We start from the raw sequence: 26,495 nt of genomic DNA, 5'->3' as shown, positions 1-26,495 counted from the left end.
CGGGCTTTCGAGCGTCCGCCCTCGCCGGGACCCGGAGGGACGTTCGGCCCTACTCGCGCGGGGCCGGCACGACGGACCGTGGGAGCACGCGGTGGGCGGGTGGTCGCCGGCCGCGCCCGGTCGTCCGCCGGTGGCGGCCGGCATCGAGGTGGTGAGGATGACGGTCTCCGTCGCCGCCGACTCGCGCGGACTGTCGGCAGTCGAAGCGGCACGTCGTCTCGCCTCGGACGGGCCGAACGTGCTCCCGGACCACCCGCGCACCGCCGCGTGGCTCGAGCTGGCCAAGCAGCTCACCCACCTGCTCGCGCTGCTCCTGTGGGTGGCGGCAGCACTCGCCCTGCTCGCGGGCATGCCGGCACTGGCAGTCGCCATCGTCGTCATCGTGCTGCTCAACGGGGTGTTCGCGTTCTGGCAGGAGCACCGCGCAGACCGGTCGACCGAGCGGCTCAAGGACCTCCTGCCGTCCGGCGCGCGGGTCCTGCGCGACGGCAGCGCCCGCGTGGTCGACGTCGCGGACCTGGTCAGGGGCGACCTCGTGGTCCTCGAGGCCGGAGATCGTGTCGGAGCGGACCTCCGCCTCGTCCTGGCGCACGACCTGGCGCAGGACGAGTCGATGGTCACCGGCGAGAGCCGTGCGGTGGCCCACGGAGTCGGCGACCGGCTGCTCGCCGGAACCTTCGTCGTACAGGGTGCGGGTCGGGCCGTCGTCGAGGCCACCGGCGCCCGGACCAGCCTCGCGGACATCTCGCGGCTCGCTGCCACCGCCACCAGGCCCCGGAGCCCGCTGGCCGTGCAGCTCGACCGGGTGGTGCGGGTCGTGGCGGTCGTGGCGGCCCTCACCGGAGCAGGCCTGGGTGCCACAGCCGTGCTGCTCGGGCTGCACCCGACCGAGGCGTTCCTCTTCGGGGTCGGGGTGGCGGTGGCACTCGTGCCGGAGGGACTCCTGCCGACGATGACGCTGTCCCTCGCCCGCGGAGCCCAGACGATGGCCGAGCGCCACGCCCTCGTCCGGCGTCTCGACGCGGTGGAGACCCTGGGAGCCACCACGTTCATCTGCACGGACAAGACCGGCACCCTCACGCAGAACCGCATGAACGTCGTCGACGTCGTCACGGTCGCCGGCAGCGTGCAGGTCGAGGGGGTCGGCTACGAGCCGACGGCGGACCTCCTCGGGGAGGACGAGGCACTCGCGCTCGTGCCGCGCATGGCGCACGCTGCCCTCGCCTGCGTCGCAGGACGCGTCGTGCAGCACGACGGCCGGTGGGTCCCGGACGGCGACCCCATGGAGGCCGCCCTGCACTGCCTCTCGATGAGGTGCGGTGCCCGAGAGGCGTCCGGGACGCCGGCCCGGCGGCGCCCGTACACCGCGGACCGGATGCTGAGCTCGGCCCTGCTGGGTGAGGAGGTCTCCGTGCTGGGCGCGCCCGAGCAGGTGTTCCGGCGCTGCACCTCGGTCCCGGCCACCATGACGGCCGAGCTGGCGCGCCTCACCGCGAGCGGCCGGCGTGTCCTGGCCGTCGCCCGGCGCGAGTGGCGTGCCGGACCCGGCGACGAGATGGAGCGCGACCTGGAGCTGCTCGGGCTCGTCGGCCTCGAGGACCCGCCGCGCCAGGACGTCGACGAGGCGCTGCAGTCGTGTCGCGACGCGGGTGTCCGGGTGGCCATGGTGACCGGTGACCACCCCGCCACGGCGGCCGCGATCGCGCGGGAGGTCGGACTGCTGAGGGAGGGCGGCGTCGTCCTGGACGGGAGCGAGCTGCCGGAGAGGGACACCGCGTTGGCCGACCTGCTGGACAACGCGGACGGCGCGGTCGTCGCACGGGTCACGCCTGCGGACAAGCTGCGCATCGCGGGAGCCCTGCGCAGCCGCGGGCACGTGGTGGCGATGACCGGCGACGGCGTCAACGACGCCCCCGCGCTGCGCGAGGCCGACGTCGGCGTCGCGATGGGAGCGAGCGGGAGCGACGTCGCGCGGGAGAGTGCCGACCTGATCCTGCTGGACGACCACTTCGGGACCATCGTCACCGCCATCGAGCTGGGCCGGGCGACCTTCGCGAACGTGAGGCGGTTCCTGACCTACCACCTGACGGACAACGTCGCCGAGCTCGCGCCGTTCGCGCTGTGGGCGCTGAGCGGCGGGCAGTACCCGCTCGCCCTCACGGTCCTGCAGGTGCTCGCGCTCGACATCGGGACCGACATGCTCCCGGCCCTCGCGCTGGGCGCGGAACCTCCCCGCCGCGGCCTGATGGGCAACCGCACCTCCCGCACGATCGTCGACCGTCCCCTGCTGCTGCGCTCCTTCGGCGTCCTGGGACCGACCGAGGCGGTGATGGCGATGTCGGCCTGCACGTGGGTGCTCGTCGCCGGCGGGTGGTCGTGGGGCGAGGCACCCTCCGCGACGCTGCTCGCCACGGCGTCCGGCACGACCTTCGCGGCCATCGCCCTCGGACAGATGGCCAACGCGTTCGCCTGCCGCAGCACGATCACGCCGGTCTGGAGGTTGAAGGTGACGACGAACCGCCTGGTGGTTGCCGCGGTCCTGGTCCAGCTGGTGCTGCTCGCGGTGTTCCTGGGGTTCGCGCCGCTCGCCGGCCTGCTGGGCGGGTCGTGGCCGACCAGCACCGGGTGGCTCGCAGCCGCTGCGGCACCGGTGGCGCTCGTCACCGTCGACGGACTCGTCAAGGAAGCCCGACGTCGTCGGGGCCCACGTGCCGCGAGCCCCTGGACCAGCCGCCCCGCAACCGGCCGGGGGGTGGCAGCACGATGACCGAGAAGGTGACTCGTCCCCTCCCGAGGCCCGCCGACGTCCTGCTGGCGGACGGACGGATCGCGGCCATCCGCCCCCTGGCCCCCACCGACCGTGCCGGGCTCATGGCGCTGCACGACGCCGCGGGGGACGAGAGCCTGCGACTGCGCTTCTTCTCCCTCAGCCGAGAGGCCGCCCGCGCCTACGTCGACCACCTGATGGCCGGCTCGGGCGACACCGTCGCGACGCTGGTGGCGACCGTCGGCGGCACGATCGTGGCGACGGCCGTGGCGGAGCGGGTCGGGCCGGACCTCGCCGAGGCGGCCTTCCTCGTCGCCGACGCCGAGCACCGGCACGGGTTGGGGAGCCTGCTGCTGGAGCACCTCGCCGCCGCCTGCCGCGACGTCGGGATCCGACGGCTCGTCGCCGAGGTGCTCCCGGCCAACCACGCCATGCTCACCCTCTTCCGGGGCGCCGGGTTCACGCTCACCCAGCGCAACGACCACGGGGTACTCCTCGTGGAGATGAGCACCGAGGCCACGGCTGCCGCGGTCGAGGTGGCCGATCGTCGCGAGCGCGCGTCGGAGGCCAGGTCGCTGGCGCCCCTGCTGCACCCGCGGTCGGTGGCGATCGTCGGCGTACGGCGCGACGGGTCCGGGTTGGGCCGTGCCGTGCTGACCTCCGTCCTCGAGGGTGGCTTCACCGGCGCCGTGCACGTCGTGCACCCCGAGGTCGACTCGGTCGACGGGGTGGGTGCCTTCCCTCGCCTCAGCGACGTGCCCGGCCACGTGGACGTCGCGGTCGTCGCGGTCCCCGCCCACCACGTGCTGGACACCGTGCGGGACGCGGCGCGCGCCGGCGTCTCGGCGGTCGTGGTCATCTCCTCCGGCTTCGGCGAGCTCGGCCCCGACGGAGCCGCGATGCAGCAGCGGCTGCTCCGGACGGCTCGCGACCACAACATCAGGCTCATCGGCCCCAACTGCGTGGGCGTGATGGTCAACGACCCGGAGGTCCGCCTCAACGCGACCTTCACCCGCAGCGTGCCGCCTCCCGGTGGGCTCGCCATCGCCTCGCAGTCCGGCGGCGTCGGGATCGCGTTCCTCGACCTGGCGCGAGAGCTCGGCCTCGGCGTCGGCACGTTCATCTCGCTCGGGAACAAGGCCGACGTGTCGGGCAACGACCTGCTCGCCGCGTGGCTGGACGACCCGACGGTCACTGCCGCCGCGCTCTACCTGGAGTCGTTCGGCAACGCGCCGAAGTTCGCCCGGATCGCGCGCCGCTTCGCCGAGCGCAAGCCGGTGCTGGCCGTCGTGGGCGGCCGGTCGGCGAGCGGCCGCCGCGGCGGGGCGTCCCACACCGCCGCCGCAGCGACCCCCGCGGTCGGCGTCGACGCGCTCTTCAGCCACGCCGGCGTGCTCGGCTGCGCGAGTGCGGAGGAGATGGGGCGTACGGCCCTCCTCCTCGCCGAGCAGCCCCTCCCTCGCGGGCGCAGGCTCGCCGTCGTCAGCAACGCCGGCGGGCTCGGCGTCCTGGCCGCCGACGCAGCCGACCTCCACGGCCTCGACGTCCCGGAGCTGTCGTCCGGCCTGCGCAGCAGGATCAGCGACCACGTGGCCGGGACCGTGGGAACGGCCAACCCGGTCGACCTCGGGGCAGGTGCCTGCGCGGACGACGTCCGCAGCGTGGCAGCGGCGCTCCTGGCCTCGGGTGAGGTGGACGCCCTGCTCGTGGTGCTGGTGCCGACCAGCGCCACCCCCGCGCAGCCCCTGGTGGACGCCCTGGTCGCGACCCGCGCCGGGTTCCCCGCCACACCGGTGGCGCTCGTCGGGCTGGGCGGCCTCGGGAAGGGGGCAGAGGGCGTCACCGTCTTCCGTGCCGTCGACGACGCCGTCGAGGCCATGGGTGCCGCAGCGAGGTACGCCTCGTGGCTGGCGACACCGCGCACCCTCCCCGCCTCGCACGACGAGGAACGAGCCGCGGCTGCGCGGGGTGTCGCCCTGGGCCTCCTCGACGACCTCGGGGACGGGGGCGGCTGGGTCGACGCCGCGGACGTGCCGGGGCTGCTGGGGCCCTACGGCCTCGAGCCCGTCGGTCGCCTCGCGAACGACCTCGGCACGGCCACCCGCGTCGCCTCGGACGTGGGATACCCGGTCGTGGTCAAGATCGCCGACCGCGACGTCGTGCACAAGTCGGACCGGGGCCTCGTCCGCCTCGGGCTGGACTCGGACGAGGGGGTCGAGGAGGCCGTCCGCGCGTTCGCAGCCGAGCTCGGCCGCAGCACGGTCCCCGTCCTCGTCCAGCCGTTCGTCCGCGGCGTCGAGGTCGCCCTCGGCGTCGTGCGCGACCCGAGCCTCGGGCCGCTGGTCATGGTCGCGGCCGGTGGGGTCGCCACGGGCATCCTCGACGACCGGACCTTCCTGCTCCCCCCGTTCTCCCGGCAGGACGCCGCTCGCGCGATCCGGTCGCTGCGGATGTGGCCCCTCCTCGACGGCTACCGGGGAGCGCAGCCGGTGGACACCAGCGAGCTGGAGCGGACGGTGGTCGCCCTCGGCGACCTCGCCCTCGACGTCCCGGAGGTCGCCGAGCTCGACCTGAACCCGGTGATGTGCACGCCGAACGGCACCGTCCTCGTGGACGTGCGGGTCAGGCTCGCCCCGCATCCGTACGACCTCGCTGCCCAGCCCCGCCAGCTCCGGTCGTAGGGGCGCAGGGCAGAAGGTCCCGGCGAACACGGGACCTCCGCCCGCGGCGCCAGGACGCGGGCGCTGCCTACGGTCGGAGCATGGAGCAGTCCACGCTCATCCGGGCCTGCCTCGTCGCCGTGGACGGCGCCGCAGCCGGTGTCGACGCGCTCGTCTGGGCACTGCGCCGTGCCGCCGACCACGACACCGTCGTGGACGTGCTGACGGTCTGGCCGGACCACCGCAGCGTCTTCGTGCGCGAGGTGCCCGGCCACTTCTGCGCTGCGCGGTGGGAAGCCGCCGTCGCCCAGCAGGACACCATCCGCCGGGCCGCCGACCTCGTGTCCACGGCGCCGATCCGGTCGGTCTCCCTCCAGAACGCGGACGTCCTCGACGCGATCGTGCGTGCCTCGGAGCGACACGACCTCGTGGTCCTCGGCTCGGGGTCACCGCGCGGCCCCCACCGACTCACCGACCGCATCGTCGACGCCGTGCCCTGCGACGTCGTCGTGGTCGGGCCGCACGCCCACCACCCAGCACGCCCACACCAAGGAGCTTCGTCATGAAGGCACTCGTCTACGGTGGCCCCGGCCACCGGTCCTGGGTCGACGTACCGGACCCTGCCGTCAAGGACCCGGAGGACGCGATCGTCCGGGTCGACGCCGTGACCATCTGCGGCACGGACCTGCACATCCTCAAGGGCGACGTGCCGGAGGTCGGGTCCGGGCGCATCCTGGGCCACGAGGCCGTCGGCACCGTCGTCGAGACCGGCGAGCAGGTGCACGGCGTGACGGTCGGGCAACGCGTGCTGGTCTCCTGCATCTCCGGGTGCGGAAGGTGCCGGTTCTGCAAAGAGGGCCGCTACGGGCAGTGCCTCGGCGGAGGGGGCTGGGTCCTCGGCCACACGATCGACGGCACCCAGGCCGAGCGGGTGCGCGTCCCGTTCGCCGACCACTCCCTGCACGTGCTGCCGGACAACGTGAGCAACGAGGACGCCCTCATGCTCGCCGACATCCTGCCCACGTCGTACGAGGTCGGCGTCCTCGCCGGCCGGGTCTCCCCGGGCGACGTCGTGGTGGTGGTCGGAGCCGGTCCGATCGGGCTCGCGGCGCTCGCCACCGCTCGTCTCCTCAGCCCGTCCCGGATCGTCATGGTCGACCCGGCGGAGTCCAGGAGGAGCCACGCGCTGGCCTCGGGAGCGGACCACGCCGTGGGGTCGGACGCTGAGGCGGAGGCGCTGGTCCACGAGCTCACCGACGGCCTGGGAGCCGACGTCACCATCGAGGCCGTGGGGGTGCCGGCCAGCTTCGAGCTGTGCACGGCGCTGGTCCGGCCCGGTGGGCACGTGGCCAACGTCGGGGTCCACGGGGCGCCGGCCACGCTCCACCTCGAGTCCCTCTGGATCAAGGACGTCACCATCACCACGGGCCTGGTGGACACCCGCACGACACCGCTGCTCCTCCGCCTGCTCGGCGACGGCAAGCTCGACGTGTCGTCGCTGTGCACGCACCGCTTCGGCCTCGACGAGATGCAGGACGCCTACGACGTCTTCGCCCGCGCCGGCGAGACGGGCGCGCTCAAGGTCGTGCTCTTCAACCCCGACTCCGTCGACTGAGGACGCGCACCGTGGGCTACGACGTGCACCTCGACGAGGTCCGGACGCGACCGACGGCAGTCGTGCGCGCCCACGTCCGCACCGACGACATCGCCGACTTCGTCGGGGGCGCCTTCGCCGAGGTGATGACGGTGCTCGAGGGGCAACGGCTCGCGCCGCTGGGCCCCCCGTTCAGCCGTTACACGGTGGGCGAGGACGGCTTCGACGTCGAGAGCGGCTTCCCCTCGTCCGGTGCGGTCGCACCCAGCGGGAGGGTCGTGCCGTCCGAGCTGCCCGGAGGGATGGTCGCGACGACGCTGCACACCGGCGCGTACGACGGGGTGGGCGACGCCTACGCGGCCGTGACCAGCTGGCTGGCCGAGCACGGGATGGAGGCCTGCGGAGCGCCGTGGGAGTCCTACCTCGACGGCCCGGAGGTCGCCGAGCCGCGGACCGAGGTCGTCGTCCCGTGCCGGCCGGTCGAGGCCGCGGCGGTCACCTGACGGCCGCGTCCTGCTCCCCCGTCTGCACCCGCCACAGCGCGGCGTACGCCCCGTCACCGGCGATGAGCTCGTCGTGGGTCCCTGACTCGACCACCCGACCCGCGTCGAGCACCCAGATCCGGTGCGCGTGCCGGACGGTCGAGAGGCGGTGGGCGACCACGATCGCGGTGCGCTGGGCCGTGGCCTTGCGCAGCGAGCGCTGGATGGCCGCCTCGGTCTCGTTGTCGACGGCGCTGGTCGCCTCGTCGAGGACCAGCACGGCGGGGTCGCGGAGCAGCGCCCGGGCCAGGGCGAGGCGCTGGCGCTGGCCGCCCGAGAGCGTGACACCGCGCTCCCCCACCCAGGTGTCGAGGCCGTCGGGCATCGCGTCGACGAAGTCGAGGGCCGCCGCCGCCTCGGCCGCGGCCCGGACCTCCTCGCGGGTGGCGTCGGGGCGGCCGTAGGCGATGTTGTCGGCGACCGTGCCGGCGAACATGAAGACGTCCTGGGCGACGTACCCCATCGACCCGCGCAGCGAGTCCCAGTCGAGGTCGCGGACGTCCTGGCCGTCGAGGAGGACCCGTCCGTCGCGGGGGTCGTCGAAGCGCAGCACCAGCCGCAGCAGCGACGACTTGCCCGACCCGGTGGCCCCGACGATGGCGTGGGTCTCGCCGGCGGGGACGACCAGGTCGATGCCGTGCAGCACGTCGGGCCCGTCGGCGTACCCCGCCCGTACGCCCCGCAGCTCGACCCGGCCCGCGACCGGGCGCTCGAGGGCGGTCGCGCCGGCCGGGACGGTGACGGGCACCGCCAGCAGGCCGAGGATCCGGGCCGCGGAGGCGCGTCCGCGCTGGTAGAGGTCGAGCACCTCCGCCACCTCGGTGAGCGGCCAGAGCAGTCGCTGGGTCATGAACACCAGCACCGAGTAGAGGCCGACCTCGAGGTCGCCGCGCAGGGTCGCCCAGCCGCCCAGCAGCAGGGTGCAGGTGAAGCCGGCGAGGATCGCCATCCGCACCAGGGGGACGAACGCGGCCGAGGAGCGGATCGCGTCGGTGTTGGCCTCGCGGTAGGCCCGCGAGACCGCGGCCACCCGGTCGCGCTCGCGGTCCTCGGCGGTGAAGGCCTTGATCGTGGCGATGCCGGAGATGTTGGACGAGAGCGTGCCGGACAGGTCGGACACCGCCGCCCGGACCCGGTCGTAGAGCGGCTCGAGGCGCCGCTGGAAGACGAGCGAGCCCACGACGATCACCGGGATGGGCAGGAACGCCAGGACCAGGAGCTGGCCGGAGGCCGCGGCGAACACCGCTCCGACGAGCAACACGTTGAGCACCGTCTGGAGGATCGCGGGGGCGCCGACGTCGAGGAAGCGCTCGAGCTGGTTGACGTCGTCGTTGAGCGTGGCCAGCGTGGAGCCGGCGGGGCGGCTCTCGTGCCAGCCGAGGTCGAGGTGCTGGACGTGGTCGTACGCCTCCACCCGCAGGTCGTGCTCCACGCCCTGGGCCAGGCCCCGCCACAGCACGCTCGCGACGTACTCGCTGAGCGACTCGACCACCCACACCACGGCGTTGACGACCGCGAGCCAGCCGAGCTGGGCGAAGCGGGACTCGACGCCGAGCACCTCGCCCACGAACGACGCGTCGCCGCGGACCACGACGTCGACCGCAGCGCCGATCAGCAGCTCGGGGACGACGTCGGCGACCTTGTTGACCGTGGACGCCACGACGGCGCCGACGAAGCGACCGCGGTAGGCGCCGTAGCGGCGCCACAGGGCACGCAACGGCTGGACGGCATCGGGGGTGTCGGGCTCGAGCACCCGCACAGGTTAGGAGGCCTGACCGGCCGGGCCTCACCGGGCCGCGTCGATGTAGGCGACCATCCGGTCGAACAGCTCCGTGGCGCGGTGCAGGTCCTCGGACGCACCCGGCGGGTCGGGCTGCGGCGGCAGGTCGGCGGCCTCGCGCCACTCCGGGCGCAGCTCGTCGGCGAGGGCGGCGGCGATGCGGCTGGCGTCGCGCACCACCTGCGGGTCGACCGACCACACCGCCTCGAACGTGCGGTCGCCCGCCCCGGGATCCTGCCCGGGGCGCTCGACGGCGGTCAGGCACGCGGGCAGGTCGACGGCGTCGCACACCACGACCCACTCCCGGTTGAGTGGCGAGTCGGACGGCACGCGGACCTCGATCGGCGCTCCCCTGCGCGGCGGGGCAGGGTGCTCGAAGTCGGCGAAGACGACGGTGCACTGCGCCGTACGGGCGAGCTCGCGCCACCGGTCGTACGACGCACGCAGGAAGCGCTCGCGCTGGAACGCGCCGAAGAGCAAGGGGTCGGCGGCGCGGGCGCAGCACTCGTCCTCGATCGCGTGGCTCATCGACACCAGGGTGTGGCGCGAGAGCACCTGCGGCCGGAGCACGGGGTGGCGGCGTCGGAGCTCGGCGAAGACCGACCCCGACCGCACGGGCGGGGCGTCGGCTCGCTGGACGGCGGCGGCGAGCGAGAGCCCGCCCCGCCGACGCGCCAGGACCTCGAGCACCGCGTCGACGTCGGCCTCGCTGTAGCGACGGTGCTCCCCGGCACGCCGGTCGGGCTGGAGGAACCCGTAGCGCTTCTCCCAGCTGCGAAGCGTGGAAATGGGTACTCCAGTCCTGTGGGCCAGGTCGCCGATCGACAGCGTGACGCGTGAACTGGCATCGACCACGGTCCACCCCTTCGCATCGTGCCTAGATTTAGTTGGAAGTGTTGCATAGATTCGGTAGCGACGGTCCAGCTTGCGGGAGGCACCACATGATCGGCACGGACACCGGCACGACCAGGAGCACGGACGCGGCGCTGGCGCGCCTGCTGGCGGAGGGACGCAGGCGGGCGGCCACCATCGACGTCCACCACGCCCTGCTGTGGGAGGCGCTGAGCGCCGCGACCGAGGGGGGCAAGCGGTTCCGCCCGGCCCTGGTCGTCGCCACGCACGACGCCCTCGGCGGGGACTGCGCCGGTCCGGCGGCCGAGGTGGGCGCGGCCGTCGAGCTGCTGCACACCGCCTTCGTCGTGCACGACGACGTCATCGACGACGACCACGTCCGCCGCGGACGGCCCAACGTCAGCGGCACCTTCCGGGCCGTGGCGGGCATCGACGGCGCCGGGACGGACGCGGCGGCCGGCTACGGGCTCACCGCGGCGATCCTGGCCGGCGACCTCGCCCTGGCCGCAGCCGTCCGAGCCGTGGCCCTGAGCGGTGCGCCGGCACCGGTCGTGGCACGACTGCTCGACCTCTTCGACCTCGCCCTGCACCGGACCGCGTCCGGCGAGCTCGCCGACGTACGCCTCTCGCTCGACCTCGCCGCGGCCTCCCTCGACCAGAGCCTGGAGATGGAGGCACAGAAGACCAGCGCCTACTCCTTCTCCCTGCCGCTCCAGGCCGGCGCGGTGCTGGCCGGCGCGGACGAGGCGACGACCGCCCGGCTCGGCGACGCCGGGCGGGCGATGGGCATCGCCTTCCAGCTCGCCGACGACCTCATCGGCGTGTTCGGCGACCCGGCCCGCTCCGGCAAGAGCACCACGTGCGACCTCCGCACCCGCAAGCAGACGCCGCTCCTCGTGCACGCCCGCACGACCCCCGAGTGGGAGCAGGTCCGCCGCCACCTGGGCCGGGAGCTCGACGTCGACGAGCTCGCCGAGGTGCGCGAGCTGCTCACCTCCTCGGGCTCGCGACGCTTCGTCGAGGAGCTCGCCGAGCGACACCTCGAGCAGGCCCGGACGGTGCTCGACGGCCTCGGCATCCCGGACGACCTGCTCGACGGCGTGGGCGTACGTCCCCTGGCGCTGGCCGACGGCAGCGAGGTGGCGGCATGACGCTCTTCGTGGGCCGGCTGGTCCAGGGTGGCGCCCCCCGCAGCCTGTACGACGCGACGTCCGAGGCCAGCTCCGCGGTGGTGATCCGCGAGTACTCCAGCTCCTTCGGACTCGCCTCCCGCCTCCTCGCCGAGCCCGTGCGCACGCAGGTCCGCAACATCTACGCCCTCGTGCGGGTCGCCGACGAGATCGTCGACAACCCCGACCCGGCGCTCGACCGCACGGCGCGGGCCACCATGCTCGACTGGCTCGAGGACGACGTGCACCACGCGCTGCGCACCGGCTACAGCGGCAACCTCGTGGTGCACGCCTTCGCCCGCACGGCCATCGCCGTGGGGATCGGGACCGAGATCGTGTCGCCCTTCTTCGCCTCGATGCGCACCGACCTCGACACCCGGACGCACACGCAGGAGAGCTTCGACCGCTACGTCTACGGCTCGGCCGAGGTGGTCGGGCTGATGTGCCTGCGCGCCTTCCTGGCCGCCCCCGACGCGGGCCCGGACGGCCGGGCACGGTACGACCGGCTCGCCCCCGGGGCCCGGAGCCTGGGCGCGGCCTTCCAGAAGCTGAACTTCGTGCGCGACCTCTCCGACGACCACGACCTGCTGCGCCGCGACTACTTCCCGGGCCTGGACGTCGAGACGTTCTGCGACGCCGACCGCGACCGGATCCTCGACGACATCGACGCCGACCTGCGTGCCGCGTCCGCCGTCGTGCCCGACCTGCCGCCCAGCAGCCGGCGCGCCGTACGAGCCGCCCACGCCACGTTCGCCGAGCTGGCCAGCCGCCTGCGCGCGGCCCCGGCCGAGGAGATCCGGCGCACCCGCGTCCGGGTGCCGGCGCCGGTCAAGCTCCGCCTCGCCGTGGGCTCGCTGCGGGAGGGTCGATCGTGACCCTGCGACTTCCCGAGCGCCTGACCCGGCTCACCCCCTCCCCCCGTCACTCCGGTGACGGCGGTCCCCGGCGGGTGGTCGTCGTCGGAGGCGGCATCGCCGGCCTGGCCACCGCCGCCCTCCTGGCCTCGCGCGGCCACTCCGTCGACCTCCTGGAGAAGAACGACGACCTGGGCGGCCGCGTCGGCAGCGTGGAGCGCGACGGCTTCCGCTTCGACACCGGCGCGTCGTGGTACCTCATGCCCGAGGTCTTCGAGCACTTCTTCTCCCTGCTCGGCACGTCCGCCGAGGCCGAGCTCGACCTGGCCGTGCTCGACCCGAGCTACCGCGTGTTCTTCGAGGGACACCCCGACCCGGTGGACCTGCGCCCCGACCGGGAGCACAACCGCGCGCTCTTCGAGTCGCTCGAGCCGGGCGCGGGCGAGGCCTTCGACGCCTACCTCCGCTCGGCCGAGAGCACCTACGACATGGCGCTGCGGCGCTTCCTCTACACGAGCTTCGACTCGCCCACGGCCTTCGTGCACCCCGACGTCGTACGCCGCACCCCGGCGCTCGGGCGCCTGCTCACGCGGTCGCTGGAGAGCCACGTGGCCGCGTCGTTCACCGACCACCGGCTGCGCCAGGTCCTCGGCTACCCCGCCGTCTTCCTCGGCTCCTCCCCCAGCCGGGCGCCGAGCATGTACCACCTGATGAGCCGCCTCGACCTCGGCGACCGCGTGCTCTATCCCCAGGGCGGGTTCACCGAGCTGATCCGCGTCGTCGCCGACCTCGCCGAGCGCCACGGGGCCCGCCTGCACACCGGTGCCGCCGTCACCCGGATCCTCACCACCGAGGGTGACGGCCGGCGGGCGGTGGTCACGGGCGTGGAGCACGAGGCCCCGGGCGGGACGCGGACGCTGTCCGCCGACGTGGTCGTCGGCGCCGCCGACCTCCACCACCTCGAGACCGAGCTGCTGCCGCGCGGGCTCCAGACGCACCCCGAGCAGGCGTGGCGGGACCGCTCGCCGGGTCCCGGCGCCGTGCTCGCGATGCTCGGCGTGGAGGGCCGGCTCCCCCAGCTGCCGCACCACACGCTGTTCTTCACCCGCGACTGGGGGCAGAACTTCGGGGACATCTTCGGCAAGGATGCACGTGTGCCCGATCCTGCCTCGATCTACGTCTGCAAGCCCTCGGAGACCGACCCCACCGTCGCGCCGGAGGGCTGCGAGAACCTGTTCGTGCTCGTCCCCGTGCCCGCCGACACCGCCATCGGCAGCGGCGGCGACGACGGCGCCGGCTCCGAGACGGTCGAGCGGACGGCCGACGCGGCGATCGACCAGATCGCCACGTGGGCCGGCGTGCCCGACCTGCGCGAGCGGATCCGCGTACGCCACACGGTCGGTCCCCAGGACTTCGAGCGGCGCTACCACTCGTGGCGAGGCGGCGCCCTCGGCCTCGAGCACACCCTGCGCCAGAGCGCGTTCCTGCGTCCCGGCAACGCCTCGTCCAAGGTCGACGGCCTGCTCTACGCCGGCGCCAGCACCGTGCCCGGCGTCGGGCTGCCGATGTGCCTCATCAGCGCCGAGCTCGTGCTCAAGCGCGTCACCGGTGACCGGTCGAGCCTGCCGGTGGGCACGTGAGGACCTCGTGAGCCTTCCGCACTGGTCCTACGTCGCCATGCTGGCGTTCTGCCTGGCCGGCACGTTGCCGCTGGTGCCGGCGTTCCGCCTGCGCGTGCTGCGCCAGCCCGGACGGCTGCTGCTGACGATCGCGCTGGCGGGGACGCCCTTCCTGCTCTGGGACCTGTGGGCGACCGAGGTCGGCCACTGGTGGTTCGACGAGGGGCAGACCCTGCCGTGGCGCGTCGCCGGGCTCCCGCTGGAGGAGATCGGCTTCTTCGTCGTCATCCCCCTCGTGTCCGTGCTGACCCTCGAGGGCGTACGCGCGGCCCGCCGCGGCGTGCGGCCCGGCGTGGCGAGACGCAGGCAGGAGGCCCGGTGACCTACACCGCCATCGGCGTCGCCTGCGTGGTCCTCGCCCTCGTGCTGGACCGCTGGGTGGCACGCACCCGGGTCACCTCGACCCGGGACTGGTGGTCGGCCTACGCGATCATCGTGTTCTTCCAGCTGCTCACCAACGGCTGGCTCACCGGCCGCGGCATCGTGCGCTACTCCGGTGACGCCATCCTCGGCAGCGGCGAGATCCGCTTCCTCGGCGACGGTCGCCTCGTCTTCGCCCCGGTCGAGGACCTGATGTTCGGCTTCGGGCTCGTGCTGTGCAGCTGCGTGGCGTGGACCTGGCTCGGACGCCGACCGGCCTTCCGTGACCGCGCCGGGGACGAGGTGGGGGCGTGAGCGTCGCGACCCGCCTGCAGGCGATGCAGCCCACCGACGTGGGAGTGCCCGGCCCCACGTCCTGGGACATGGCCCGCGCCTTCCGGTCGGTCCGCGCCGACCCGCTGACCTTCCTCGGCGAAGTCGCCGAACGCTACGGCGACACCGTGTCGTTCCCGGTCCCGGGCGCGCCCGCGCTCCTGATCAACGACCCCGTCGACGTCAAGCACGTGCTCCAGACATCCGCCCGCAGCTGGGGCAAGGACACCGTCCAGTACGCCGCCCTCGCGCGGGTCACCGGTCCCGGCCTCCTGGCGTCGGCCGAGCCGGGCTGGATCGAGCACCGGCGGCTCGCGGCGCCTGCCTTCCACCACCAGCGCCTCGAAGCCGTCGGCGACGAGGTGCGCGCCGCCGCCCGGACGGCGATCGACGCCCGGCTCGGCGGCCCGGCCCCGCGCCGGGTCGTGGGCGGGGAGGTCGTCGACGTGGCCGCGCTGACGCACGCCATCGGCCTCGACGCCGTGGGGCGCGCGCTCTTCAGCACCGACCTCTCCGACCAGGCACAGGACCTGCTCCGGGCGACGAGCGACGCTGCCGACCTCGTGGTCCGGCTCGGACGCTCGATCCTGCCGCGAGCCGAGTGGACCCCCACCCGGACCAACCTGCGGCTGCGCTCGGCGCGCCGTCGGCTCGACGCGGGCGCCGCGGCCATCATCGCGGAGCGTCGCGCCCGCGACGCCGGCCGAGGCGACGACCTCCTCGGCCTGCTCCTCGACAGCGGGATGCACGACGGTGAGGTCCGCGACGAGCTCGTCACGATGGTCATCGCCGGCCACGAGACCGTCGCCGCCGCCCTCGCGTGGACCCTCATGCTGCTCGCCGAGCACCCCGACGCCCAGGACCGGGTCCGCGCCGAGCTCGACAGCCGTCCCGGACCGGTCCCGCTCGTCGGCAACCGCGACCGGCTGCCGTGGACCCGCGCGGTCGTCGACGAGGCGCTGCGGCTCTACCCGCCTGCCTGGGCGATCTCGCGCCGCTCGCACCGCGACGACGTCCTGGGCGGCCGGGCGGTGCCCGCCGGCACGCTGGCGATCATCAGCCCATGGCTGGTCCACCGCCGTCCGGACCTGTGGCCCGACCCGGAGTCCTTCCGCCCCGAGCGGTTCGTCGACGGCACCGCGCGCACCGGCTACCTGCCCTTCGGCCAGGGGCCGCGGCTGTGCATCGGACGCGAGTTCGCCCTCGGCGAGATGGTCGTCGTGCTCGCCGAGCTGCTGCGCGAGCACCGCATCGACGTCCCGACCGGGTGGGACCGCCCGGTCGCCGAGGCCAAGGTCGCGGTCCACCCCCGCGGCGGGATGCCCCTCGTCGTACGACGGCTGGGTGCGCGATGACCGCCGACGTCGTGGTCGACCTCGTGATCGCCGTGCTGCTGGTCGTCGCGGCGGCGTGCGCCCAGCGGCTGGTGGCCGACCTCCGTACGCTCCCTCGTCCGACCTCGGCCGACCCGGCTCGGCGCCAGCCGTCGGTGTCGGTGGTCGTGCCGGCCCGCGACGAGGAGCGGACGCTGCCCCTCCTGCTGGACTCCGTGCGCGCCCAGGGCCCGGCCGTCACCGAGGTCCTCGTCGTCGACGACGCCTCGCAGGACGCGACCGCCGAGGTCGCACGGGCGGGCGGTGCCCGGGTCCTGACCGCCGGCACCCCGCCCCCGGGCTGGACCGGCAAGGCGTGGGCCTGCCAGGCCGGCGCCGACGCGACCACGGGTGACCTGCTCCTCTTCCTCGACGCCGACACCGTCCTCGCCCCCGGGGCGCTGGTCGGCCTGCTCGACGCCCACGCACGCCACGGCGGGCTGGTCTCGGTGCAGCCGCACCACGTCGTCGTGCGCCCCTACGAGCAGCTGTCGGCCTACTTCAACGTCGTCGCGGTGATCGCCAGCGGCGCGTTCACCCGCAGCGCAGGCACGGACCGTCCCGCGTATCCCGGCGACAGTGCTCCGATGGCGTTCGGTCCCTGCCTGCTGACCTCCCGCGCCGACCACTCGGCGGCCGGCGGCCACGCAGCCGTCCGCGCGGACATCCTCGACGACGCGGCGCTGGCGGCGGCCTACCACCGCGCCGGCCTGCCGGTGTGGTGCGCCGTCGGCGGCGACGCCGTACGGATGCGCAGCTATCCCGGCGGGCTGCGGCAGCTCGCGGCGGGCTGGACCAAGAACATCGCCTCCGGGGCGTCCGCCGCCGCCCCGTCGGCGAGCGCGGCGACCGTCGCGTGGATCAGCGCGCACCACGCGGTCGCAGTCGGGGCTCTCGCGTCGCTCGGCACCGCGCTCGCCGGCCGCGGCGGCTCGCTCGTCGCCGGCAGTCCCGTGCTGTGGGCGCTCGCCTACGTCGGCATCGCCCTCCAGCTGCACTGGGTGCTGCGCCGCACGGGGTCGTTCCGGTGGTGGGCGTGGGCGCTGTTCCCGCTCACCCTGCTGGCCTTCGACGTGGTCTTCGCCCGCTCGCTCGCGCTCACCGCCGTACGCCGCTCCGTGCCCTGGCGCGGTCGCGACGTCTCGCTCGCCGACCGCGGGTCGCCGGAGGGGGTGGGCTGATGCTCCGGCTGGTCATGCCGCAGACCGTCACGATCGTGGTCGACGTCCTCGCGTGGGGCGTCTTCCACGCGGCGACGGGCTACGCCGCCCACCGCCTCGGCGACGACCGCCTGGCCCGCGACGGCTGGGGGCTGCGGACGCGCCGCTTCGAGGCCGGCGGTCACTGGTACCGCCGCAGGCTGCGCATCCACCGCTGGAAGGACCGGCTCCCCGAGGCGGGCGCGCTCTTCGACGGCGGCGTCAGCAAGCGCGAGCTCCCCGCCCCCGACACCGAAGGGCTCCGGGTCTTCGTGAGGGAGACCCGACGGGCCGAGCTCGCGCACTGGTGGGCGCTGTGGTGCAGCCCGCTCTTCCTCCTCTGGAACCCGCCGCTGGCCGCCGCCCTGCTGGTGTCCTACGGCGTGCTGGTCAACCTGCCCTTCATCGCCATCCAGCGCTACAACCGGTTCCGCACCCAGGCGCTGCTCGAGCGGCTGTCACGCCGACGGAGCCACGCATGACCAGCGTGGCGACCTCGCGCTCGCAGGCCGACGCCGACGCCGACGACCAGCCGTCGCGGCACGGTCCCGTCGCCCAGCTCCTCATCGCGTGGTCCCCGCTCAGCGCGATCCTGGTCGCCTACTGGGTGGCGCAGTGGATCACCGCGCCGCTCGGCCTCGGCGACGGGTCCGACACCAACCGTCTCGGCGCCGGGCTCCACGTGCTCGGGCCCGCGCGCGGCGACCAGGCGCTGTTCGGGACCGTCCCCAGCGTCTGGCTCCAGGCCCGCCTCATCGACGGCTCGCCCCAGTGGTACGACGCCCTGGCGGCGCTGGTCTACGTCACCCACTTCGTCACCATCCCGCTCATCACGGCGGTGGTGTGGTTCCGCGTGCGCGAGCGGTTCGCCAAGTGGCTCACCGCGGTCCTGACCATGTCGCTCGTCGGGATCGCCGGCTACCTCGCCTATCCCGCCGCTCCCCCGTGGCTGGCCGCCGAGCGAGGCGCCATCGGCGCCGTCGACCGCATCTCGCACGTCGGCTGGGAGGCGATGGGGCTCGACGCGATCGGTCGGCTCGTGGAGCTCGGCCAGGCCGGGAGCAACCCGGTCGCGGCGATGCCGTCCCTGCACGCCGGCGCCGCCTTCCTCGCGGCCGCGTTCCTCTGGCCCTCGGTGTCGCACCTCGTGCGGGTCCTCCTGGTGGCCTACGCCCTGGCGATGGCGCTCACCCTCGTCCACACCGGCGAGCACTACGTCGTCGACGTCCTCGCCGGGTGGTTCGTCGCCACCCTCGGCGTCGCGACGGCCCGCCCGGTCGGTCGCCGGGTGCGGGAGCCGGCCGAGCGACCGGGAGGCGCGACATGAGCAGTCCCGGCTCCGCGCTCGCCGCACGCCCTGCGCCGTCCGTCGTACGCACCCTCGTGGCGGCCTCGCACCCCGGTCCCGCGCTGGCGGTGACCGTCCTCGCCGGCCTGCTCGCGCTCGCCCAGGGCCTGCCTCCGGCGACGTCCGCCCTGCTGGTGGCCGCGGTGCTGGCGGGGCAGCTCACCGTGGGGTGGAGCAACGACCTCGTGGACCGCGCCCGCGACCGCGCGGCCGGGCGTACGGACAAGCCGCTCGCCGTCGACGGCGCTCCCGTCGCCGTCGTGCGCGCCGCGTGCGCGCTGGCCGTCCTGGCCTGCGTCGGGCTGTCGCTGGCGCTCGGCACGGCCGCCGGGCTGGTCCACCTCGCCTGCGTGGCCTCCGCGTGGGCCTACAACCTCGGGCTCAAGGCGACCGTCTGGTCGTGGCTGCCCTACGCCGTCTCCTTCGGCGGCCTCACCGCCGTGGTCACCCTCGCCGACGGCCAGGCCCCGCCGTGGTGGTGGCCGCTCGGCGCCGCCCTCCTGGGCGTCGGTGCCCACCTGCTCAACGTGCTGCCCGACCTCGCCGACGACGCCGCCACGGGAGTCCGAGGGCTCCCGCACCGGCTGGGGCCGCGCCGCATCGCGCCCGTCGCGGCCGTGGTCCTGGTCGCGGCGTCGGCGGTGGTCCTGCTCGGTGCCGCGCCGCCGCTCGCGGTGACCGTCGGCGCCGCCGTCGTGGTGCTCGGGCTCGGCACCGTGGTCGTCGCCGGCCGGGGACGCGCACCGTTCGTCGCGGCGGTCGGCGTCGCCCTGGTCGACGCCCTGCTGCTGGTGGTGGCCCGATGAGCCGCGCGCTCGAGCACTGGGACGTGGTCGTCGTCGGCGCCGGCCCGGCCGGGTCGTCGGCCGCGCTCGGGGCGCTCGCGGAGGACCCGGGGCTGCGGGTGCTGCTCCTCGACCGCAGCGAGTTCCCGCGCGACAAGTCGTGCGGGGACGGCATCGCCCCGCACGTGCTCGACGCGCTCGCGCCGGTCGGCGCCGCCGACGTCGTCGCGGACTGGACCCCGCTGCGCGACCTCGAGCTGTCCCACGGTGACGTCACCGTCAGCGGTCCGATGCGCCGCGAGGTGCACGTGGTGCCACGCGCCGTGCTCGACGCCCGGCTCGTCGAGCGCGCTGTCGCGGCCGGCGCGGTCCTGCGCACCCACCGGGTCACGTCGCTGGCCAACCTCCACGCGCCGCGCCCTCCCGGCGTCCCCGTGGTCTCCGGCCAGGTCTCGGCGGACGTGCTCGTGGGCGCCGACGGGGCACACTCGCTCGTACGCACCGCCCTGCTGGGCCGGCGACGCGAGCCACGCGCGATCGCGATCCGCGGTTACGCACCCACGACGCCGGAGATGGCCGGCCGGCAGGTCATCCGCTACGGGACCCGCCGCCAGCCGTCGTACGCCTGGGCCTTCGACCGCGGCGACGGACTGGCCAACGTCGGCTACGGCGAGCTGCTGCCCGGCGAGCGCGGCGGGGCGGGAACACCGAGCCGCCGGCTCCTCCTCGAGCAGCTCGAGGAGCTCGTCCCCGGCGCCGCCCGTACGGGCGGTGACTGGCGCGGCCACCACCTCCCGCTGAGCACGTGGCGCTGGGACCAGCCGGACGGGCCGGTCCTGCTGGCCGGCGACGCAGCAGGGCTGGTCAACCCGATGACCGGCGAGGGCATCTACTACGCCGTGGCGACCGGCATCGCCGCCGGCCGCACCGCGGCGCGCGCGGTGGCCGCCGGCCGCCCGGGCGACGCCGGGGCCCAGCACCGTAAGGTCGTCCGTGACCTGCTCGGGACCCACCTGCGCCACACGTGGGCCGCCTCGCGCCTGTCCCGCTCCCCCCGCATCGTCGACGCCGGCATCCGCGCGGCGGGACGCGACCGCCACGCCTTCGACGCCCTCGTCGAGCTCGGCCTCGGCGACGGCCGCATCGACGCCCGCCTGGCCGGCGGACTGATCCGCAGCATGGCCCGACCCCACCCGCCCCGAGCACGCACCCGACACCCAGACCAGAGGTGGCTGACATGAGGATCCTCGCAGTTCGAGGCGCACTGCCGTCGCACTCCTACCCGCAGGCCGAGATCACCGAGGCGTTCGCGGAGTTCATCTCCGAGCGCAGCCTCGACCGGTCGATGCTGCGCCGCTTCCATGCCAACGCGGGCGTCGAGCGACGCCACACCGTCCTGCCCCTGGCGGAGTACGCCGGCCTGGGCGACTTCGGGCACGCCAACGACCTGTTCATCGAGCACGCCGTGGAGCTGGGGTCGCGTGCGCTCGTCGACGCCCTCAAGGCCGCCGACCTCACCCCGTCCGACGTCGACCTGGTGGTCACCGCCACGGTGACCGGACTGGCCGTGCCCTCGCTCGACGCCCGCATCGCCGCCCAGGTCGGCCTGCGCGAGGACGTACGCCGCATGCCGCTCGTCGGGCTCGGCTGCGTCGCGGGCGCGGCCGGCATCGCCCGGGTGCACGACTACCTCCTCGGCCACCCCGGGCACACGGCGGTGCTGGTCGCGGTGGAGCTGTGCTCGCTGACGGTGCAGCGCGACGACGCCTCCGTGCCCAACCTGGTCGCGAGCGGGCTCTTCGGCGACGGCGCGGCAGCCGTCGTCGCGACCGGCTCGTCCGGGCGTCCCGGACCGGTGGAGGTCCTCGACTCGCGCAGCCGGCTCTACCCCGACAGCGAGCGCACGATGGGCTTCGACGTGACCGGCAACGGCCTGCGCATCGTGCTCGACGCCGAGGTGCCGACGCTGGTGGGCCGCTTCGTGCGCGGCGACGTCGACGCGTTCCTCGCCGACCACGACCTGACCCGCGCCGACATCGGCTGGTGGGTCTGCCACCCCGGCGGCCCCAAGGTCATCGAGGCCCTCGAGGAGGCCCTGGAGGTGCCGCGCGAAGCGGTCCGGCTGACCTGGGAGTCGCTCGCCCGGGTCGGCAACCTCTCCTCGGTGTCGGTGCTGCACGTCCTGGAGGACACGCTGCGCGAGCGGCCTCCGACGCCGGGCAGCCACGGCGTGCTGATGGCGATGGGTCCGGGCTTCTGCTCCGAGCTCGTGCTCCTGCGGGCGGCGTCGTGACCGGGCTGGTGGCGTTCACCGTCCTCGTCGCGCTCGTCGGACTCGAGCGGGTCGCCGAGCTCGTGGTGTCCACCCGCAACGCACGCTGGAGCATGGAGCGCGGCGGGGTCGAGCACGGCCTGGGCCACTTCCCGTTCATGGTCGTGCTGCACACGGCGCTGCTGGTCGGCGCGCTCGCCGAGGCGTGGATCCGGCAGCCGCAGGTGCCCTCCCTGCTCGCCTGGTCGATGCTCGCGCTCGTCATCGCCTCGCAGGCCCTGCGCTGGTGGTGCATCGCCACGCTCGGGAGGCGCTGGAACACCCGCGTGATCGTGGTGCCCGGCATGCCGCCCGTCCGTTCCGGGCCCTACCGCCTCCTGCGCCACCCCAACTACGTCGCGGTCGTCGTCGAGGGCGTTGCGCTCCCGCTGGTGCACGCCGCCTGGATCACGGCGCTGGTGTTCACGGTCCTCAACGCCGCGCTGCTCGTCGTACGCATCCGGGTCGAGGACGCGGCGCTGGCCACGCTTCCGACCGAGGAGCCCGCCGGTGCGTGACGGGGTGCGTGACGAGCTGCGTGACGTGGTGGTGGCCGGCGGCGGCCCGGTCGGCCTCGCCGTGGCGCTGCACGCCCACCGCGCGGGCCTGTCGGTCGTGGTGCGCGAGCCGCGGACCGGGCCGATCGACAAGGCCTGCGGCGAGGGACTCATGCCGGGGGCCGTGGCCGAGCTCGCCGCGCTCGGCGTGCACCCGCGAGGACGAGAGCTGGCCGGGATCCGCTACCTCGACGGCTCCGGCGACGGCCGGGAGGCGACAGCCGGCTTCGCCCGCGGCCCCGGGCGGGGCGTACGCCGCACCGTGCTCCACGAGGCACTCGCGGAGCAGGTCGCCACCGCCGGCATCCCCGTCGACCCCCGGCCCGTGGCCGCCGTCGTCGACGCCGGGGACCACCTGCTCGTCGACGGTGAGCCGGCGCGCCACCTCGTCGCCGCCGACGGGCTGCACTCCCCCGTACGACGCCTCGTGGGACTCGACGCCCCTGTCACCGCACGTCGCCGCTTCGGGCTGCGCTGCCACGTGCAGCAGGCGCCGTGGACGTCGTACGTCGAGGTGCACTGGTCGCCACGTGCCGAGGCCTACGTGACCCCGGTCGACGACGACCTCGTCGGCGTGGCGGTGCTGGCCGAGGCCGGATCGCGCTTCGACGACCTCCTCGACGACTTCCCGCTGCTGCAGGAGCGCCTGACCGGCACCCGCACCCGGGTGATGGGCGCGGGACCTCTGCGCCAGCGCGCCCGGTCGCGGTCGGCCGGCCGGGTCCTGCTCGTCGGGGACGCCGGTGGCTACGTGGACGCCCTGACCGGCGAGGGGCTCGCACTGGGCCTGGCGCAGGCGCGCGTCGCCGTCGACTGCCTCGCCGACGGACGCCCCGAGCGATACGACCGACTGGCGCGCCGGCTCGGCCTGCGCCACGAGCTCCTCACCCACGCGCTCCTGCGCGCCACCGCGGTCGGGCCCGTGCGTCGCAGGCTCGTCCCCGCGGCGGCCCGGCTGCCGTGGGTCTTCGACACCGCCGTCAACCAGCTCGCCCGACCCGTGGGGAGGCCCGCATGACCGACACCCGCCCGAACGATCCCCCACCGGACGAGCTGGTGGTGCTGCTCGACGAGGACGGCAGCGCCGTCGGCACCGCCGACAAGGCCGGGGTGCACCACGGCGACACGCCGCTCCACCTCGCCTTCTCCTGCTACCTCTTCGACGGCGCCGGCCGGGTGCTCGTCACCCAGAGGGCCCTGCACAAGCGGACCTTCCCGGGGGTGTGGACCAACAGCTGCTGCGGCCACCCCGGTCCGGGTGAGGCGCTGGCCGACGCCGTGCGCCGCCGGGTCGAGCAGGAGCTCGGCACGACCGTGGCAGACCTGCGGCTGGTGCTGCCGCGGTTCCGCTACCGCGCCGAGCAGGACGGGGTCGTGGAGAACGAGATGTGCCCCGTCTTCGTCGGCACGGCGGAGGGCGACGTACGCCCCGACCCGGACGAGGTCGGCGCGACCCGGTGGGAGCCGTGGGAGGAGTTCCGCCGCGGCGTGCTGGACGGCACCCGGCCGGTGTCGGTGTGGTGCCGCGAGCAGGTGGCCCAGCTCCCCGCCGACCCGGCCGCGGCGCCGGCTGCCGCCGAGGGCGAGCTGCCCCCGGCGGCACGGCCGGCCTCGCCCCTGACGTAGGCGTCAGGGACAGGCGCTCAGCGGTTCCAGAGGCGGCTGCACTCCTTGAGGTCGATGCTGACCTGCTGGCCGCGCTCGACGACGACCGGCACGGTCTCCAGGACCCGGCCGTCCTTCTCGCACGTGAGCGTCCACGCCTCGACCAGCGGCGCGGTCGTCTGCTCGGTCGCGTCGTAGAGGCCCGCGGTCAGCGTGTAGGTCGGGCTGACGGATGCGAAGTTGATGACGCGGAGGACGTACGTGCCGGGGGTGGGCGCACTGATCGTCGTCTTCTCCTTCTCACCGACGAAGTTGCCCGAGCTGCCCACCTGGGTGAGCGAGCCGTCGGGGTTCTCGCGGTAGACCTCGAGGTCCAGGTCGTCCGGCGTCGGCCAGTCGAGGTCGACCTGCAGGATCTCCTGGTCGGTCTCGGTCACGACGAGCTCGTGGTCCACGGACGAGGCCGGGGCGGCGGTGCCGCTCCAGGTCTCGCTGCGGGTCGGCTCCTCGGCGAGGAGCTTGACGAGCCGCGCCTGCACCGCCGGACGGGTCGACTGGTTGACGTCCCAGCTGAAGGTCTTGCCGCTGGTCACCATCGTGCTCTCGAGCGAGTCGGTGAAGTCGTTCTCCGGGCTCCACGTCGGGGTGGAGAACTGCTTGCGCAGGCGCAGCGTGGCGCCGGCCGGGGCCTTGCCCGAGATCACGGCGTGGCTGGCGCGGCTGACCGCCTCCTCGAAGGCGACGAGGTAGGCCTCGCGGTTGCCCTTGCCGGCGTACGCCCCGGCGCCGAGGTACTCGTCGACGACCTGGGCGAACGGCGGGTGGAACTCGTCGGGGCCGATCTCGAAGGTGTACCCGTAGCCGCCGGTGGCGTTGTAGGACCAGTCCTCCGTGGTGCCGGTGGTGTCGTAGAGCTCCCAGCCGTGGATGTTGGCGTAGCCGTTCTGTGCGGTCATCCTCGCGCCCACCTGCTTCATCGCCTCCTCGTCGGGAGCGTCGCCGACCGGCAGGCCGTCGGGTCCGATGGTGGTCGGGTTCACGCCGTTGGGCCGCAGCACCAGGTTGGAGAAGGTGTGGTTGGAGATCATCATCGTGACCTGCCGGGAGGAGATGAGCTCGCGCACGTTGCGCGTCTCCGGCTCCGAGAACGGCTCGGCGCCGCGGTAGGTCGGGTCGGCGAACAGGTCGGAGGCGCCGGGACCACCCCACAGGCCGCCGTAGTTGCGGTTGAGGTCGGTGCCGACGAGGTAGCCGCCGGGGCTGGTGAGGCTGAACGCGGCGCAGGTGCCGTCAGGCGTGTCCTGCCCGTCGACCACCCGGCAGTTCTTGCGCTTGTAGGCGTTGCCGGGAGTCCCCAGGATCGTCGCGGTGCCGCCGCCGTCCACCTCCCGCAGGTCGACGAGCTGGCCGTCGGTGAAGGACAGGTGGAAGCCGTCGGGGTTGACCACGGGCACGACCACCATGCGGCCGCGCTCGAGGAGCCCGCTGATCCTCGGGTCACCCGAGCGCGCGCCCTTGACGAGGTCCACCGCGAACTCCATCGCGTGCTCGCCCGAGGGCCACTCGCGGGCGTGGTGGAGCCCGAACATGGCGAACGTCGGACGCCCGTCGCGTGCCGTGACGTCCTTGGCGATCTCCACGCCGAGGACGGTCCTCCCGTCGAGCGTCTTCTCGGGGAGGGTGAGCAGCTTGACCAGGCCCGGGTTCGCCTCGGCGAGCGACCTCATCTCGGCGTTGTAGTCGGCCAGGCTCCGGTACGCGTCGCGGCCGGACGGCAGCGCGGTGCGCAGCCGGGTGGCGGCGAAGAGGTCGTCGAGCCGGTTGATCTCGGCCTCACGACGCAGCAGGTCGGCGATGCGTACGTCCCAGGTGAAGCCGGCGGCGCGCAGCGCGTCCACGTCGGCGGGCGTGTGCAGCACGACCTCGACGTAGTCGTGGCCGGCGTGCTCGGTCAGGTCGAGGCCCAGCCCCTGGAGGCGAGCCTTGTCCGCCCGCGTCGGGGTGTCGACGGTGACCAGTCTGGGCGCGAACACGTCCGTGACCGGTAGTGCGGTGCCCTGGGCCGGCGAGGGGACGCTGAGCGCGGTGGCGCCGAGCGCGAACACGGACAGCGCCGCGGCAATCGCCTGTCGCTGCGAGAGGTGGTGACGTCGCATGGGGATCCTCCGGGGGTGTGGGCGGCGGTCCTCGCCGCATGCACGCTCAACGGCCCAGCGGCCGCCAGGTCACGTGACGGCGTGAGCTGTCGTGCTTCAGCCGAGCACGGCCCCGCACTCGGCGTCGGCCGAGCGCAGGGCGCGCTGCCAGGTGTCGTGGTCGCCTTCGTGGCCGGCTGTGTGGGCCGCCTGCAGCGCGGCGTCGAGGGCGACCAGGCGGGTGTCGGCCCGTGCGGCACGCGCCGACTCGATGATCGCCTGGTCGAGCAGCAGCACCGCTGCCGCGTAGCGCACCCGCTCCCTCACCTCCGTGGCTCCGGTCGCCTGCCGGGCCTTGCCCGTGAGGTCGCACGCCACCTCGGCGTGCACCAGGGCCTGGGCGTCGACGGACGTGTCGGACGCCTGCGCGCCGGCAGTCGTCGTGCGCTGGTCCGACCGCGCTGACGCTGCGGCGAGCGAGACCAGCGCCACCGCCACTGCGAGCGCAGCCGCGACCGCCCAGCGCCGACCGCTGAGGGACTGTGACGTCACGGGACCTGCCTCCTGACGAGGGTCGCAGCTGCTGGTGCGG

General features: G+C 74.5%; 24 protein-coding genes. 20 read left to right on the top strand and 4 right to left on the bottom strand.

The window, feature by feature from the left end:
• Positions 1-157: 157 nt before the first annotated feature.
• The 5 genes from IEZ24_RS15935 to IEZ24_RS15915 all read left to right on the top strand — a co-directional run bounded on the left by IEZ24_RS15935 (position 158) and on the right by IEZ24_RS15915 (position 7,524).
• Positions 158-2,767, top strand: coding sequence for a cation-translocating P-type ATPase (locus IEZ24_RS15935; RefSeq protein ID WP_129455145.1), 2,610 nt, complete (start codon positions 158-160; stop codon positions 2,765-2,767).
• Positions 2,768-2,775: 8 nt separating this feature from the next.
• Complete coding sequence (locus IEZ24_RS15930; protein ID WP_165356079.1) at positions 2,776-5,448, top strand: bifunctional acetate--CoA ligase family protein/GNAT family N-acetyltransferase; 2,673 nt, start codon at positions 2,776-2,778, stop codon at positions 5,446-5,448.
• Positions 5,449-5,528: 80 nt separating this feature from the next.
• Entirely contained in the window at positions 5,529-5,993 is a 465-nt protein-coding gene (locus IEZ24_RS15925) for a universal stress protein (protein ID WP_129455143.1), read from the top strand.
• Entirely contained in the window at positions 5,990-7,042 is a 1,053-nt protein-coding gene (locus IEZ24_RS15920; RefSeq protein ID WP_129455142.1) for an alcohol dehydrogenase catalytic domain-containing protein, read from the top strand. The genes IEZ24_RS15925 and IEZ24_RS15920 overlap by 4 nt, the downstream gene beginning before the upstream one ends.
• A gap of 11 nt (positions 7,043-7,053) precedes the next feature.
• A complete protein-coding gene (locus IEZ24_RS15915) occupies positions 7,054-7,524 on the top strand; it encodes a GyrI-like domain-containing protein (protein ID WP_129455141.1) in 471 nt (156 codons plus the stop codon).
• Here the strand turns inward: IEZ24_RS15915 and IEZ24_RS15910 are convergent.
• Together IEZ24_RS15910 and IEZ24_RS15905 are read right to left on the bottom strand one after the other, a co-directional pair.
• On the bottom strand, positions 7,517-9,316 hold the full coding sequence (locus tag IEZ24_RS15910) for an ABC transporter ATP-binding protein (RefSeq protein ID WP_165356078.1): 1,800 nt from the start codon (positions 9,314-9,316) through the stop codon (positions 7,517-7,519). The genes IEZ24_RS15915 and IEZ24_RS15910 overlap by 8 nt on opposite strands.
• Before the next feature lie 33 nt (positions 9,317-9,349).
• The gene (locus tag IEZ24_RS15905) at positions 9,350-10,198 is read right to left on the bottom strand and encodes a DICT sensory domain-containing protein (RefSeq protein ID WP_129455139.1); all 849 of its coding nucleotides are present in this window, start codon (positions 10,196-10,198) and stop codon (positions 9,350-9,352) included.
• Positions 10,199-10,284: 86 nt separating this feature from the next.
• Between IEZ24_RS15905 and IEZ24_RS15900 the strand changes: the two genes are divergently transcribed.
• From IEZ24_RS15900 to idi, 15 genes are read left to right on the top strand one after another with little or no spacing between them, the layout of a single operon-like run.
• Positions 10,285-11,346 (top strand): polyprenyl synthetase family protein, encoded by a 1,062-nt coding sequence (locus IEZ24_RS15900; RefSeq protein ID WP_129455138.1) that lies wholly within the window; start codon positions 10,285-10,287, stop codon positions 11,344-11,346.
• A complete protein-coding gene (locus IEZ24_RS15895) occupies positions 11,343-12,239 on the top strand; it encodes a phytoene/squalene synthase family protein (protein WP_129455137.1) in 897 nt (298 codons plus the stop codon). Before IEZ24_RS15900 ends, IEZ24_RS15895 begins: the two co-directional genes overlap by 4 nt.
• Positions 12,236-13,858 (top strand): phytoene desaturase family protein, encoded by a 1,623-nt coding sequence (gene crtI, locus IEZ24_RS15890; RefSeq protein WP_207206809.1) that lies wholly within the window; start codon positions 12,236-12,238, stop codon positions 13,856-13,858. The genes IEZ24_RS15895 and crtI overlap by 4 nt, the downstream gene beginning before the upstream one ends.
• A 7-nt stretch (positions 13,859-13,865) precedes the next feature.
• Positions 13,866-14,219, top strand: a complete 354-nt coding sequence (locus IEZ24_RS15885) for a lycopene cyclase domain-containing protein (RefSeq protein WP_207206808.1) — start codon at positions 13,866-13,868, stop codon at positions 14,217-14,219.
• Positions 14,216-14,572: a lycopene cyclase domain-containing protein gene (locus IEZ24_RS15880; protein WP_129455136.1), complete on the top strand. Its 357-nt coding sequence runs from the start codon at positions 14,216-14,218 to the stop codon at positions 14,570-14,572. Before IEZ24_RS15885 ends, IEZ24_RS15880 begins: the two co-directional genes overlap by 4 nt.
• Positions 14,569-15,945, top strand: a complete 1,377-nt coding sequence (locus IEZ24_RS15875) for a cytochrome P450 (RefSeq protein ID WP_129455135.1) — start codon at positions 14,569-14,571, stop codon at positions 15,943-15,945. The genes IEZ24_RS15880 and IEZ24_RS15875 overlap by 4 nt, the downstream gene beginning before the upstream one ends.
• Positions 15,942-17,144 (top strand): glycosyltransferase family 2 protein, encoded by a 1,203-nt coding sequence (locus IEZ24_RS15870; RefSeq protein WP_129455134.1) that lies wholly within the window; start codon positions 15,942-15,944, stop codon positions 17,142-17,144. Before IEZ24_RS15875 ends, IEZ24_RS15870 begins: the two co-directional genes overlap by 4 nt.
• Complete coding sequence (locus IEZ24_RS15865) at positions 17,144-17,644, top strand: glycosyl-4,4'-diaponeurosporenoate acyltransferase CrtO family protein (RefSeq protein ID WP_129455133.1); 501 nt, start codon at positions 17,144-17,146, stop codon at positions 17,642-17,644. The genes IEZ24_RS15870 and IEZ24_RS15865 overlap by 1 nt, the downstream gene beginning before the upstream one ends.
• A complete protein-coding gene (locus IEZ24_RS15860; protein ID WP_129455132.1) occupies positions 17,641-18,489 on the top strand; it encodes a phosphatase PAP2 family protein in 849 nt (282 codons plus the stop codon). Before IEZ24_RS15865 ends, IEZ24_RS15860 begins: the two co-directional genes overlap by 4 nt.
• On the top strand, positions 18,486-19,316 hold the full coding sequence (locus IEZ24_RS15855) for a UbiA family prenyltransferase (RefSeq protein ID WP_129455131.1): 831 nt from the start codon (positions 18,486-18,488) through the stop codon (positions 19,314-19,316). Before IEZ24_RS15860 ends, IEZ24_RS15855 begins: the two co-directional genes overlap by 4 nt.
• Complete coding sequence (locus IEZ24_RS15850) at positions 19,313-20,536, top strand: geranylgeranyl reductase family protein (protein ID WP_129455130.1); 1,224 nt, start codon at positions 19,313-19,315, stop codon at positions 20,534-20,536. The genes IEZ24_RS15855 and IEZ24_RS15850 overlap by 4 nt, the downstream gene beginning before the upstream one ends.
• A complete protein-coding gene (locus tag IEZ24_RS15845; RefSeq protein WP_129455129.1) occupies positions 20,533-21,588 on the top strand; it encodes a type III polyketide synthase in 1,056 nt (351 codons plus the stop codon). Before IEZ24_RS15850 ends, IEZ24_RS15845 begins: the two co-directional genes overlap by 4 nt.
• Positions 21,585-22,124, top strand: a complete 540-nt coding sequence (locus tag IEZ24_RS15840) for an isoprenylcysteine carboxyl methyltransferase family protein (RefSeq protein ID WP_191192871.1) — start codon at positions 21,585-21,587, stop codon at positions 22,122-22,124. Before IEZ24_RS15845 ends, IEZ24_RS15840 begins: the two co-directional genes overlap by 4 nt.
• Positions 22,117-23,181, top strand: a complete 1,065-nt coding sequence (locus IEZ24_RS15835) for an NAD(P)/FAD-dependent oxidoreductase (protein WP_242498479.1) — start codon at positions 22,117-22,119, stop codon at positions 23,179-23,181. The genes IEZ24_RS15840 and IEZ24_RS15835 overlap by 8 nt, the downstream gene beginning before the upstream one ends.
• Complete coding sequence (gene idi, locus IEZ24_RS15830) at positions 23,178-23,789, top strand: isopentenyl-diphosphate Delta-isomerase (protein ID WP_129455128.1); 612 nt, start codon at positions 23,178-23,180, stop codon at positions 23,787-23,789. The genes IEZ24_RS15835 and idi overlap by 4 nt, the downstream gene beginning before the upstream one ends.
• Positions 23,790-23,806: 17 nt before the next feature.
• Here the strand turns inward: idi and IEZ24_RS15825 are convergent, their stop codons facing one another.
• Together IEZ24_RS15825 and IEZ24_RS15820 are read right to left on the bottom strand one after the other, a co-directional pair.
• Positions 23,807-25,924 carry a M14 family metallopeptidase gene (locus IEZ24_RS15825; RefSeq protein ID WP_129455127.1) on the bottom strand — a complete coding sequence of 706 codons (2,118 nt, stop codon included), beginning with the start codon at positions 25,922-25,924 and terminating at the stop codon, positions 23,807-23,809.
• Between the two features lie 96 nt (positions 25,925-26,020).
• Complete coding sequence (locus tag IEZ24_RS15820; protein WP_129455126.1) at positions 26,021-26,455, bottom strand: hypothetical protein; 435 nt, start codon at positions 26,453-26,455, stop codon at positions 26,021-26,023.
• Positions 26,456-26,495: the final 40 nt, after the last annotated feature.

It is taken from the genome of Nocardioides ganghwensis (genome assembly GCF_014779655.1).
GTDB lineage: Bacteria > Actinomycetota > Actinomycetes > Propionibacteriales > Nocardioidaceae > Nocardioides > Nocardioides ganghwensis.
The sequence above is the reverse complement of the archived record's forward strand: the minus strand, read 5'-3'. Positions and strand labels throughout refer to the sequence as shown.